The organism is Kribbella caucasensis (assembly GCF_004361855.1).
Classification (GTDB): domain Bacteria; phylum Actinomycetota; class Actinomycetes; order Propionibacteriales; family Kribbellaceae; genus Kribbella; species Kribbella caucasensis.
On sequence record NZ_SNWQ01000017.1, the window covers coordinates 93,636 to 105,771 of the forward strand.

General features: G+C 68.6%; 14 protein-coding genes. 8 read left to right on the forward strand and 6 right to left on the reverse strand.

Going from position 1 to position 12,136, the window contains the following annotated elements:
- The first annotated feature begins 57 nt into the window (after window positions 1-57).
- The 5 genes from EV643_RS30280 to EV643_RS30300 are packed head-to-tail and all read left to right on the forward strand — an operon-like array spanning window position 58 to window position 5,764.
- Window positions 58-1,608 carry an ABC transporter ATP-binding protein gene (locus EV643_RS30280; protein WP_133803585.1) on the forward strand — a complete coding sequence of 517 codons (1,551 nt, stop codon included), beginning with the start codon at window positions 58-60 and terminating at the stop codon, window positions 1,606-1,608.
- Window positions 1,609-2,817: an ABC transporter permease gene (locus EV643_RS30285; RefSeq protein ID WP_133803586.1), complete on the forward strand. Its 1,209-nt coding sequence runs from the start codon at window positions 1,609-1,611 to the stop codon at window positions 2,815-2,817.
- Window positions 2,814-4,100: an ABC transporter permease gene (locus EV643_RS30290; RefSeq protein ID WP_133803587.1), complete on the forward strand. Its 1,287-nt coding sequence runs from the start codon at window positions 2,814-2,816 to the stop codon at window positions 4,098-4,100. The genes EV643_RS30285 and EV643_RS30290 overlap by 4 nt, the downstream gene beginning before the upstream one ends.
- On the forward strand, window positions 4,078-4,485 hold the full coding sequence (locus EV643_RS30295; RefSeq protein ID WP_255513055.1) for a cytidine deaminase: 408 nt from the start codon (window positions 4,078-4,080) through the stop codon (window positions 4,483-4,485). Before EV643_RS30290 ends, EV643_RS30295 begins: the two co-directional genes overlap by 23 nt.
- 1 nt (window position 4,486) lies before the next feature.
- On the forward strand, window positions 4,487-5,764 hold the full coding sequence (locus tag EV643_RS30300) for a thymidine phosphorylase (protein ID WP_133803589.1): 1,278 nt from the start codon (window positions 4,487-4,489) through the stop codon (window positions 5,762-5,764).
- A 21-nt stretch (window positions 5,765-5,785) separates the two neighbouring features.
- Here the strand turns inward: EV643_RS30300 and EV643_RS30305 are convergent, their stop codons facing one another.
- Both EV643_RS30305 and EV643_RS30310 read right to left on the reverse strand, forming a co-directional pair.
- Window positions 5,786-6,445 (reverse strand): hypothetical protein, encoded by a 660-nt coding sequence (locus tag EV643_RS30305; RefSeq protein WP_133803590.1) that lies wholly within the window; start codon window positions 6,443-6,445, stop codon window positions 5,786-5,788.
- 162 nt (window positions 6,446-6,607) lie between these two features.
- Entirely contained in the window at window positions 6,608-7,207 is a 600-nt protein-coding gene (locus EV643_RS30310; protein ID WP_133803591.1) for a uridine kinase family protein, read from the reverse strand.
- 123 nt (window positions 7,208-7,330) lie between these two features.
- Between EV643_RS30310 and EV643_RS30315 the strand changes: the two genes are divergently transcribed.
- On the forward strand, window positions 7,331-7,618 hold the full coding sequence (locus EV643_RS30315; RefSeq protein WP_133803592.1) for a hypothetical protein: 288 nt from the start codon (window positions 7,331-7,333) through the stop codon (window positions 7,616-7,618).
- A gap of 4 nt (window positions 7,619-7,622) precedes the next feature.
- Here EV643_RS30315 and EV643_RS30320 read toward each other — a convergent pair whose 3' ends face one another.
- A complete protein-coding gene (locus EV643_RS30320) occupies window positions 7,623-7,781 on the reverse strand; it encodes a DUF1059 domain-containing protein (RefSeq protein ID WP_133803593.1) in 159 nt (52 codons plus the stop codon).
- A gap of 36 nt (window positions 7,782-7,817) precedes the next feature.
- Window positions 7,818-7,976 carry a hypothetical protein gene (locus tag EV643_RS44335; RefSeq protein WP_166665629.1) on the reverse strand — a complete coding sequence of 53 codons (159 nt, stop codon included), beginning with the start codon at window positions 7,974-7,976 and terminating at the stop codon, window positions 7,818-7,820.
- Between the two features lie 147 nt (window positions 7,977-8,123).
- Here EV643_RS44335 and EV643_RS30325 point away from each other — a divergent pair, with 147 nt between their 5' ends.
- Window positions 8,124-8,846 carry an AfsR/SARP family transcriptional regulator gene (locus EV643_RS30325; RefSeq protein WP_166665630.1) on the forward strand — a complete coding sequence of 241 codons (723 nt, stop codon included), beginning with the start codon at window positions 8,124-8,126 and terminating at the stop codon, window positions 8,844-8,846.
- Here the strand turns inward: EV643_RS30325 and EV643_RS30330 are convergent.
- Both EV643_RS30330 and EV643_RS30335 read right to left on the reverse strand, forming a co-directional pair.
- The gene (locus tag EV643_RS30330; protein ID WP_133803595.1) at window positions 8,835-9,635 is read right to left on the reverse strand and encodes a phosphotransferase; all 801 of its coding nucleotides are present in this window, start codon (window positions 9,633-9,635) and stop codon (window positions 8,835-8,837) included. The two genes, EV643_RS30325 and EV643_RS30330, sit on opposite strands and share 12 nt — an antisense overlap.
- A 5-nt stretch (window positions 9,636-9,640) precedes the next feature.
- On the reverse strand, window positions 9,641-10,600 hold the full coding sequence (locus tag EV643_RS30335; protein ID WP_133803596.1) for a sugar-binding transcriptional regulator: 960 nt from the start codon (window positions 10,598-10,600) through the stop codon (window positions 9,641-9,643).
- 163 nt (window positions 10,601-10,763) lie between these two features.
- On the opposite strand from EV643_RS30335, the gene EV643_RS30340 reads away from it, so the two are divergent.
- A complete protein-coding gene (locus EV643_RS30340) occupies window positions 10,764-12,128 on the forward strand; it encodes an ABC transporter substrate-binding protein (protein WP_133803597.1) in 1,365 nt (454 codons plus the stop codon).
- The last annotated feature ends 8 nt before the right edge of the window (window positions 12,129-12,136 follow it).

The window sequence follows — 12,136 nt, forward strand, 5'->3', positions numbered from 1 at the left end:
GGCAAAGGTCCGCGAGGCCGGCCTTCCTGGCTCGCCGTCTGAAAGGTTGGCTCACGTATGCATCTCGAGCTCTCGGGGCTGACCAAGAGCTTCGGCTCCCTGGTCGCCAACGACCACATCGACCTGGTGATCGAGCCGGGCGAGATCCATTGCCTGCTCGGCGAGAACGGGGCCGGCAAGTCGACCCTGATGAACATGCTGTACGGGCTGCTACAACCCGACTCCGGCGAGATCGTCATCGACGGCGAGAAGGTCGCGATCCACTCGCCGAGCGACGCGATCAGGCACGGGATCGGGATGGTGCACCAGCACTTCATGCTGGTCCCGGTGTTCACCGTCGCGGAGAACATCATGCTCGGCCGGGAGAACACCCACCCCGGCGGCGTACTGGACCGGAAGAGGGCGCACACCCTGGTCACCGAGTTCTCTGACCGATACGGGTTCGAGGTCAACCCCGAGGCGCTGGTCGAGGACATCCCGGTCGGCGTGCAGCAGCGGGTGGAGATCATCAAGGCGCTCACCAACGAGGCCAGTGTGCTGATCCTGGACGAGCCGACAGCGGTGCTCACCCCGGCCGAGATCGACGAGCTGATCGGGGTGATGCGGCAGCTCAAGGAGAGCGGCACCTCGATCGTCTTCATCACCCACAAGCTCAAAGAGGTCAAGGCGATCGCCGACAAGATCACCGTGATCCGCCGCGGCAAGGTGGTCGGCAGCCCCGAGCCGTCGGCGTCCGAGGAGGAGCTCGCAGAGATGATGGTCGGCCGCGCGGTCGAGCTGGTGGTGGACAAGGAACCGGCTCAGCCGGGAGAGCCCGTACTGCGGGTCGAAGGGCTGACCGTGATCGACGAGCGCGGATTCACCGCCGTCGACGAGGTGGACCTGGAGGTCCGGGCCGGCGAGATCCTCGCCGTGGCCGGTGTCCAGGGCAACGGTCAGACCGAGCTCGCCGAGGCGGTATTGGGGCTGACCCCGATCGCGGCCGGCAAGATCAGCCTGGACGGCATCGACCTGACTGGCCGGAGTACCCGGCAGCGGCTGGACGCAGGTATCGGGTACGTCCCCGAGGACCGTGCGCACGACGGTTTCGTCGGGTCCTTCTCGGTCGCGGAGAACCTGGTACTCGACCTGTTCCGGCGCGAGCCGTTCGGCAAGGGCCTGGCGCTGCGCACCGACGAGATCGAGAAGAACGCGCAGGACCGGGTGGACGAGTTCGACATCCGCACCCAGGGGACCGAGTTGGCCGTCTCATCGCTGTCGGGCGGCAACCAGCAGAAGGTGGTGCTGGCCCGTGAGCTGTCCCGGCCACTGAAGCTGCTGGTCGCCTCCCAGCCGACCCGCGGGGTGGACGTCGGCTCGATCGAGTTCCTGCACACCCGGATCGTGAAGGAGCGCGACCAGGGCACCGCGGTCTTGATCGTTTCCACCGAGCTGGACGAGATCGCCGCGCTGGCGGACCGGGTCGCGGTGATGTACCGCGGCAAGGTGGTCGGCGTCGTCCCGGCCGACACCCCGCGCGACGAGCTGGGCCTGATGATGGCCGGCGCGTCCAAGCGCGAGGCCGAAGTCGAGGCGACCGAGCACCCGACGACGTTGGGAACCATCTAGATGAGCAACGACACAGTTACCGAGCCGGCTCCGGCCCCGGCGCCGGAGGCCCCCGCCAAGAAGCAGCGCGGTGGGCTGCCCAGCTGGGCGGTGCAGGGCCTGGTCTCGCTGAGCGCGATCGTGCTGGCGCTGGTCGTCGGCGCGATCCTGATCATCGTCGGCGACGACCAGGTGAAGACGGCGATGGGGTACTTCGGCGCCGCGCCGATGGACACCATCTCGGCGGCCGCGACCGCGGTCGGAGAGGCATACAAGGCGCTCGCGGTCGGCGCGCTCGGGGGCCTCGACCCGATCGCCGAGTCGCTGACCCAGGCGACTCCGCTGATCTGCGGCGGTCTGGCGGTCTCGCTGGCGTTCCGCACCGGGCTGTTCAACATCGGTGCCCAGGGCCAGCTGATCGTGGGCGCGATCCTGGCCGGGTACGTCGGCTTCGCCTGGCACCTGCCTCCGGTCCTGCATCTGGTGCTCGCCGTGATCGCCGGCCTGATCGGCGGGGCGATCTGGGGCGGCATCGTCGGTGTGCTGAAGGCGCGAACCGGAGCTCACGAGGTGATCGTCACGATCATGCTCAACTACGTCGCCATCTACCTGTTGCAGTGGTTGCTGACGACAACGGCGTTCAAGCGGCCCGGTCGCGAGGACCCGATCAGCCCGGTGGTGGATGCGAACGCCCAGTTCCCGCAGTTCGGCGACACCCGGCTGCACCTGGGCTTCATCCTCGCGCTGCTCGCCGCGGTCTTCGTATGGTGGCTGTTGAACCGCTCGACCGTCGGCTTCGAGCTCCGCGCGGTCGGTGCGAACGCGGATGCCTCCCGGACGGCCGGGATGTCGGTCGGCCGCGCGTACACGATCGCGATGGTTGTCGCCGGTGCGCTCGCGGGTCTGGCCGGCGCCCAGCAGGTGCTCGGCACGGATCTCCCGCTGACCGATGGTGTCGCGGCCTCGGTCGGGTTCGACGCGATCACGGTCGCGCTGCTGGGCCGCGGTACGCCGCTCGGCACCGTCCTGGCAGGTCTGCTGTTCGGCGCGCTGAACGCCGGTGGTCTGCAGATGCAGTTGCAGACCCAGACCCCGCTGACCCTGACCACCGTCCTGCAGGCCGTGATCGTGCTGTTCGTCGCGGCTCCGGCGCTGGTGCGCTCGGTGGTCCGGTTCCTGCCGAAGGAACGCGGCGTCGGCGCCGTCCTCGCGAAAGGCTGGAACGGATGAGCGAGACAACGACCACCCCCGATACCGTCCGGGTCCCGGCGCCCGCGACGATCGAGGCTCCGGCCGACCGGATCCGGCGGTTGCGGATCGGCGGCGTGATGCTGGTGTTCGCGCTGATCGGGCTCGGGCTGGCGATCTTCACGAAGAGCGGCCAGGCGACATTCCAACTGGTCTCGGGCGACCTGCAGAACAACCTGCTCGGCGTCCCGGCGCAAGGCACGGCCCTGCTGCTGGGGATCCTCGGTCTGGTCGCGGCCGTGGCGTATGTGCTCCGCCGCGTCCCGCAGAGGTACTCCGGCTGGCTGGCCGCAGTACTGGGGATCTGCTTCATCGGTGCGTTCCTGTGCTGGGCGGCGGCGGGCAAGACGTTCCCGTTGGCGAACCAGTTCCAGGGCACGCTGAACTTCGCGACGCCGCTGATCCTCGGCGCGCTGGCCGGTGTGCTGTGCGAGCGCGCGGGCGTCATCAACATCGCGATCGAGGGCCAGTTCCTGGTCGGAGCCTTCACCGCGGCGGTCGTCGCCAGTACTACGGACAGCGCGGCAGCGGCGTTGGTCGCGGCGGCGCTCACGGGTGTCGCGATGGCCTGGCTGCTCGCGGTCTTCTCGATCAAGTACCTTGTCAACCAGGTGGTTCTCGGCGTCGTCCTGGTGGTCTTCGCGTCCGGTGTCACCGGCTACCTGTTCGACCAGTTCCTGCAGGAGGACGCGAGTCTGAACACGCCCGAGGTTCTGTCTGCGGTGAAGATCCCGGGGCTGGGCGACATCCCGTTCATCGGGCCGATCTTGTTCCAGCAAACCGTGCTGGTGTACCTGACCTACATCGCGGTCGCTGTCGTCACCTTCATGCTCTTCCAGACCCGCTGGGGTTTGCGGGTCCGCGCGGTCGGCGAGCACCCGAAGGCGGCCGACACGGTCGGCATCAAGGTGAAGCGGGTCCGGTACTCGGCGGTGCTGTGGGCGGGCGTGCTCGCCGGCCTCGGTGGTGCGTTCTTCACGGTCGGGTTCGCGGGCTCGTTCAACAAGGATATGACCGCGGGTAACGGGTTCATCGCGCTGGCCGCGTTGATCATGGGCCGCTGGCACCCGATCGGGGCGATGGTGGCCGCGTTGTTCTTCGGCTTCGCCACCCAACTGCAGTCCCAGCTGCAGGTCATCCAGACCCCGATCCCGGGCGAGTTGTTGCTGATGGCCCCTTACCTGGCGACCGTGATCGCGGTGGCCGGTCTGGTGGGACGAGTCCGCGCTCCGAAGGCCGATGGTGAGCCCTACGTCACCGAATGAGGTCGACTGGGCGGCGTTGCGGAAGGTCGCCGTCGAGATGATGGGCCGCGCCTACGCGCCGTACTCCGGGTACCCGGTCGGCGCGGCGGCGTACGTGGACGACGGCCGGATCGTTGCCGGGTGCAACGTGGAGAACGCGTCGTACGGGCTGACCCTGTGCGCCGAGTGCGGGCTGGTGTCCGAGCTGCACCGGACCGGGGGTGGACGGCTGGTCGCGTTCACCTGCGTGGACCACAACGGCGACCTGCTGACGCCGTGCGGGCGGTGTCGCCAGCTGCTTCATGAGCACGGTGGTCCGGGGTTGCTGATCGAAACGGCTAGCGGCAGCCGCCCGCTGCGCGAGTTGCTGCCCGACGCGTTCGGGCCGGAGAACCTGGAGGAGTGACGTGAGCTTCGACGCTGTCGACGTGATCCGGACCAAGCGGGACAAGGGTGAGCTGAGCGATGCCCAGATCGACTGGGTGATCGACGCGTACACGCGCGGCGCGGTCGCGGAGGAGCAGATGTCGTCGCTGGCGATGGCGATCCTGCTGAACGGGATGAACCGGCGCGAGATCGCCCGCTGGACCGCCGCGATGATCGCTTCGGGTGAGCGGATGGACTTCGGCAAGCTGTCCCGGCCGACCGCGGACAAGCACTCCACCGGCGGCGTCGGCGACAAGATCACGTTGCCGCTGGCGCCCCTCGTCGCGGCCTGCGGTGTCGCCGTACCGCAGCTGTCGGGGCGCGGTCTCGGGCACACCGGCGGGACGCTGGACAAGCTGGAGTCGATCCCTGGGTGGCGGGCGGCGCTGACCAACGACGAGATGATGCGTCAGCTGGAGGACGTCGGTGCGGTGATCTGCGCGGCCGGGGACGGGCTGGCGCCGGCGGACAAGAAGCTCTACGCGCTGCGCGACGTGACCGGCACGGTCGAGGCGATCCCGTTGATCGCCAGCTCGATCATGAGCAAGAAGATCGCCGAGGGGACCGGTGCGCTGGTGCTCGACGTGAAGGTCGGGACCGGCGCGTTCATGAAGGAGCTCGCCGACGCCCGTGAGCTGGCCGAGACGATGGTTGCGCTGGGCACCGATGCCGGGGTGAAGACGGTCGCGCTGCTGACCGACATGTCCACGCCGCTCGGTCTGACGGCGGGGCATGCCCTGGAAGTCCGTGAATCGCTGGAAGTGCTCGCGGGCGGCGGTCCGGCGGATGTGGTCGAGCTGACGGTCGCGCTGGCGAGCGAGATGCTGGCCGCGGCCGGGGTCACGGACGTGGATCCGGCGTCGAAGTTGCGGGACGGCTCGGCGATGGATGTCTGGCGGCAGATGATCGCCGCCCAGGAAGGCGACCCCGACGCGCCGTTGCCCGTCGCTCCCGAGCAGCACGTGGTGACGGCCGACGCGTCCGGCGTACTGACTCGCCTGGACGCTCTCGCCGTCGGCATCGCCGCGTGGCGCTTGGGCGCCGGCCGGGCCCGTAAGGAGGACCCGGTCTCCGCGGTCGCAGGCGTCGAGCTCCACGCCAAACCCGGCGAAGAGGTCACCGCCGGTCAGCCCCTACTCACCCTGCACACCGAAGACGCCACCCGCTTCGACCGAGCCCTCGACGCCCTGGCCGACGCCGTCGAGGTCGGTACGTCGGCCCCCGACCGCCGCCTGATCATCGACCGGGTGACCGCCTGAACCCAGGTGGTTGACGCGGGGTCAGCCGGACTTGCTGGTCAGGCGGGTGTACTGCTGTTTGGCCAAGGTGCGGGCGAGGGCGGTGTCCGGGACCAGGGTGGTCTCGAGTTCGCCGACCTGGCGGACCCTGATCTGGACGAGCATCGCGCCGACCACGAAGCTGACCTCGGCGACCGCTTCGGACTGCTCCGCGGTGCCGGTGATGCCGACCCGCTGGTCGCTGAAGGCCTGCGGTACGCCGGGGACGGCGAACTTCATGGTGTGCGACTGCTGGTTCCAGAAACCGAGCTGCAGGTACTTCGCCTTCTTGGCCGAGCCGGTCTTGAACAGCTGGACCGTGTACTGCTTCTGCCGGTCCGGGCTCATCCGCGCGGCCTGGTAGCCCTCGGTGAAGGTCGCGTTGAGCAGGAGAGCCCGGTCCTCCGCCTGGAACGCGGAGACGGTGTCGAGGTACGACGCCAGCTTGAACGGGCCGCTCATCTCACGCGAGTCGGCGACGTAACCCTTCGGTACGACGATCAACCCGGCTATCCCGCCCTTCAGGGCGTCAGCGGGTGCCGACGCCGCTCCGGGAGCCGGCGCGGCCTGGCGGCCGGAGCTTCCAGAGCTGGTCAGGGCGCCGGCGTCACCTCCCGCACAGCCGGACACACCGAGGACGGCACACAAGAGCACAGCGGTCATGCCCGGCGCTTTCCGCCTCACGATTCCTCCGCAGGTCAGGGGATTCCGCGCCGATGCCATCAGACGAAGGTGAACACCAGGCGAATGCACTATGTGTAAGGCATTCGCTGCGCTCCGAAGCCTGGGACGTCCTATGTACTGTCGCATCGACCCCCAATCTTCTCAAGCGTTCTGGGCGGTGGCCAGCAAGTCCGCGATGCGGCGGCGGGCGGCTTTGGGCGGGAGGGGTTCGCAACCGGCATCGATGCAGCGGCGGACCACTCGGGGGTCGTCCTGCAGCAGGCGCAAGCCCCGGCGTAACAGGGTGAACGGTGGTTTGCGGTGCTCGCGGAGATCGCGCTGGAACCGCCGGATGAACGTGACCAGCCGGTGGTGCCGCACGCAGATCGCGGCCGCCAGCAGCCCGCGGGACCGGAGTTCGCCCGCGATCTGGTCCGCGAAGATGCCCTCGGCAATCACCAGCGGCCGCCCGTCGGTCGACACCACCCGATGCCCGACCGTCGCGTCCACGGCGATGTCGTAGATCGGCATGTCCGCCGCCCCCGTCGTACAGAGCCGTTCCAGCGCCTCCACCGCGCGCGCCGCGTCCCACGATCCCGGGTCGTCCCAGTCGACGATCCCGAGCGACGACCGGGGCATCGCCTCGTCGTCCCCGTCCCGGTAGAAGTCGTCCAGCCGCACCACCGGCAACCCCACGACCTCAGCCAGGTGCGACTTCCCCGCCCCCGAAGGCCCCGCCAACAACACCACCCGAGCACTCACCGCCCCATTCTCGTCCATCCGCCCGCCCGGACGGGCGGATGGCGGGGAGCTTGAACAAGAAACGGTGGGCTTGAACAAGCTATTTGGGGGTCACGGTCCCGGCTTCTTGTTCAAGGTCCCGCCGTGGTCGCCTCGATCACCCAAATGCCGCTCGTCGGGGACGACACGCGGGTGTTCAGCCGCCGCGGGGGTCTGGCGGTCATCGGCCTCGCCGTACTCATGATCCTGATCGTGATGCTGAGCCAGTACGACTTCGGCACGTGGCCCGTCTGGTCGGCCATCTTCGTACCGTACGGAGTCCGCCGCCTCGAGGACGCCTACCGCCAAGGCGCCGAGGAGGGCCGTCTGATCGCCAAGGCCAGGGCTGCGGAGCGGCAGAAAGCCGGAACACCTCAGCAGCCCGGCGACTAAGGGCTTACTCGACCTGGGCCATTGCCAGTAGGGCTTCTCGGTTGAGGGTGTCGAGCATGTGGGGGTGGGCGGTTCGGGCGTGTTCGAACGCCGCTTCGATGAGCTCGTCCTCGGTGTTGCCGCGGATGAGGTAGCCACACGAGCACGGGATGAGATACGCCATGGCATGTCCTTTCCCCAAATCATCTTGCCATCAGCATCAGGCTTCGACGGCTTGGGCGAGTAGCTGGTCGCGGGTGACCTTGCCGACCAGGTCGGGGTGGGCCTCGCGGAGGTGCCGCTCGGCGTTGGCGATCAGCTCGTCGTCGTTGTCGCCGCGCACGACGTAACCGTCGTCGCAGTTGATGACCTTGGCCATGATGTTCTCCTCTGAACCGGGCCGGCGTCCTTCGCCGGCCTCGAGGTCCACGCTGCCGCGCTACCTTTGACATGGCCTTGCGCAAACCTTGCAGGCTCCTTGTGGAGGCGCACCACGACGAATCGGGTGCAGTTGTGCGGTCGGCTCGTGATAGAACTCGACGGCTCACGGGTCGAGACGGCGCTGCCCGGCAAGCAGGGCCGGCTCGTGTTCGCCTATCTCGCGGTCAATCCCCGCCGCCCGGTTCCCCGGGACGAGTTGATGACCGCGCTCTGGCCGGACGCACTGCCCCCGGCCGCATCGTCGTCACTCTCGGCCGTGCTGTCCCGACTTCGCAGAGTGCTGGGGCCTGACCGGCTGGCCGGGCGCGACAGCTGCGAGCTGTGGCTGCCGTCCGACACGCTCGTCGACGTGGAGTCAGCGCTCAGGTTCGTCCACCTGGCCGAGTCCATGCTCGCCGCGGGACGGTACGCCGAGGCGTGGTGGGCCGCCGCGACGCCGATGTACGTCAGCGCCCGCACCTTCCTGCCCGGACACGAGGGTGGGTGGATCGATGACTGGCGGCGCGAGCTGGAGGAGGTTCACCTCCGGGCCGTCGAGGTCTACACCACCGCAAGTCTCCGGATCGGGGGCGGTGAGATCGTCCAGGCCGCACGGCTCGGGCGCGAACTGGTTGCCGAGGCCCCGTACCGCGAGAGCGGGTACCGGCTCCTGATGAAGGCGTTGGCCGCACAGGGCAACATCGCCGAGGCGCTGCGGGTCTACGAGGAACTGCGCTTCCGCCTCGCCGACGAACTCGGTGCCGATCCGTCGCCGGCGACCCAGTCCGTGCATCGCCGCCTCCTCAACAGCGATCTGCTAGCTGAGTAGCGCCTGGCGAAGTGCGCTGGCGTGGGTGGTGAACCAGTGGTTGGTTCGGTCGGTGAGGTCCGCTTCGCCGGTGGTCCAGCGCTGGCGGAACCACGGGTGGCCCGTCTCGGCGCCGCGGCGTACATAGTCCATGCACCAGACGTGGTTGAGCGCGGCGGCGTCGACCAGGCGCAGACGGTCCGCCTCGCCCAACCCGTAGCTGTCGGCGAAGCGTCGGAGCCGAGTCAGGGCGCGGCCACGACGGGGATCGTTGATATCGGCATCAGGTCGCAGCGGCGCCCACAGCCGGATCGCGGTGGCGACGTCCCACAGTGCCGAACCAGGTCCGGCGAGGTCGAAGTCGATCAGGGCGACCGCCACGCCGTCGCGGAACACGACGTTGTCCAGGTTCGGATCATTGTGGCTGACCATGCCCTCGACGTACGCCGGTGGCACCGGCTCGGCCCACTCGAAAGTGTCCGGGTCGAAGCCCGCGACCGCCGAGTGATAGCGACGAAGCAGCTGCGCGACGCTGTCGAGCGCGGCGTCCGTCATCGACCAGTCCGGGTACGGCGGCGTGACCGTCTCGCCCGGCAGGAACGACAACACCTCACGGCCTTGAGCGTCGACGCCGAGGAGGGTCGGTGCGCCGTTGCCACCGCCGCTGAAACCGACCCGCTCCAGATGCTGGAGCAGCGCGTGGGTGGCGGTGCTGCTCGGGCGCAGCGGGCGGCGAACGGTGTCGCCGACCCGCACCACCAGGCCGCGGTTGGCGGTACCGCCGAGCAGCTGGGTCTCGACCTCGGGCACGCCGTTCAGTCAACCTCATCCAGCAGCGCCTTCGCGAGCGGGGTATGGGTGACGATTCCGTTGACCAGGCCGCTGCGCACCGCGACGCGGACCGCCTCGACCTTCGCCATCCCGTAGGGAATCGCGATCACCTCGTCGATCGCATCCATCTGCGCGGCGCTGATCGCGATCACCCGGTCCGTGACCCGGCTCTGGACCGGCTCGCCATCGGCACTGACGAACACCCCGGAGATGTCGGCGACGACTCCCCGACGGCCCAGCTGCTCACGAGCCTTGTCGTCCATCGCGTCGAACAGCGTCGACTGGCCGGCCTCCCAGGACCCCAGCCCGACCACCGCCTTGGTCACCGATTCGAAATGCCCGATCGCGTCGGCCACCTCGGGTTGCTGCCGCAGCGCTCGCGCCGTGGCCGCATCCGGTACGACGAGCGGGGCGTAGAAGAGGTACGCCGGTCCGCCCGACAGCCGCGCGACGTGTCGCACCAGCTCGACCGAGTTCGCGTCGACGTCCGGCCGGGTCAGGGCACCCGTGAGCTGTACGACGGGAACGGGTGCCAGCGAGGTCAACTGTTCGGTCATCGCGGTCACCGCCCGGGCCCACGCGAGCCCGAGAACGTCCTCGGCGGTGACGATCTCCGACAGCAGATCGGCGGCGGCCTTGCCGAGCTGGAGACGCAGGGCGGCGGGGTCCTCCTCGGGGGTGTCCACCACGATCGCGCGCCGGAGTCCGAGCGCCTCCTGCAGCCGGGCGGAGAGGTCGAGGTCGATCGCGCCGGGATGGCTGATCTCGATCCGCACCAGCCCGCTGCTGCGCGCCTGGTCGAGCAGCCGCGCCACCTTGAACCGGCTGAGCCGGAACTCGTCGGCGATCTCGACCTTGGAGCGGCCGTCGACGTAGTACCGGCGCGCGATCGACGCCGTCAGGACGAGCTGTGCCGGCCCGCCGGCAAAGCTGCTCGGCTCCATCGGTCCTCCCCGCTCATATGAGCATGCGTGCGCCCTAGTGTTGCACAGACTCTTGACAGGCACATCCGTTCCCGGTTCACTCATGCTGTGAGCAGAGCCCTGCTCATATGAGCGAACCCTGACCGACAACGTCTCTTGACTGACACACACAGAGGAGCGGCTCGTGCTGGGACAGCGGAAACGCATCGGGGCCGTCGCGATCGCATTCCTGGTGACTGCGGTCAGCGGCTGCGCCGGCTGGGGTGGCGGCGCCGGTGGCGGTGGTGCGGACAGCATCAACGTGCTGATGGTGAACAACCCGCAGATGGTCGATCTGCAGAAGCTCACCGCCGACCACTTCACCAAAGAGACCGGTATCGCGGTCAACTTCACCGTGCTGCCGGAGAACGACGTCCGGGACAAGATCAGCCAGGAGTTCTCCAGCCAGGCCGGCCAGTACGACGTGGCGTCGCTGAGCAACTTCGAGATCCCGATCTATGCCACCAGCAAGTGGATCGCACCCCTGTCGGACTACATCGCCAACGACCCGACCTTCGACCAGGACGACGTGCTCAAGCCGATGACGGACTCGCTGTCCGGCCAGGACGGCAAGGTGTACGGCGAACCCTTCTACGGCGAGTCGTCGTTCCTGATGTACCGCAAGGACGTGCTGGAGTCGAAGGGCATCACGATGCCGGCCAAACCGACCTGGCAGCAGGTCGCCGAGATCGCCGCCCAGGTCGACAACGCCCAGCCCGGGATGCGCGGGATCTGCCTTCGCGGGCAGCCCGGCTGGGGCCAGGTGTTCGCGCCGCTGACCACCGTGGTGAACACCTTCGGCGGGACCTGGTTCACCGAGGACTGGCAGGCGAAGGTCGACGCCCCGGAGTTCACCGAGGCGGTCAAGTTCTACGTCGACCTGGTCCGCACCCACGGTGAGCTGGGCGCACCACAAGCGGGCTTCACCGAGTGCCTGAACAACACCGTCCAGAGCAACGTGGCGATGTGGTACGACGCGACGTCGGCCGCGGGTTCGCTGGAGGCGCCGAACTCTCCGGTCAAGGGCAAGATGGGGTACGCGCCCGCGCCGGTCGTGAAGACCGACAGCGCCGGCTGGTTGTACGCCTGGTCCTGGAGCATCCAGGAGGCCAGCAAGAAGAAGGACAACGCCTGGAAGTTCATCTCCTGGGCGTCCGGCAAGGAGTACGAGGAACTGGTCGGCCAGCAGCTCGGCTGGTCCCGGGTGCCGGCCGGCAAGCGTGCCTCGACGTACGAGAACCCCGAGTACCTCAAGGAGGCCGCGGCCTTCGCGGGGCCGACCAAGCAGGCGATCGAGACGGCCGATCCGCGCAATCCCGGGGTCCAGCCGCGGCCGGCGATCGGGATCCAGTTCGTCGACATCCCGGAGTTCCCGGATCTCGGCACCCAGGTCAGCCAGGACGTGAGTTCGGCGATCGCCGGGCGGATGAGCGTCGACGACGCCCTGAAACGCGGGCAGGAGCTCGCCGACGACGTGGCCGAGCGGTACCGCTCACGAGAAGCGAAGTAGGGGAGCTG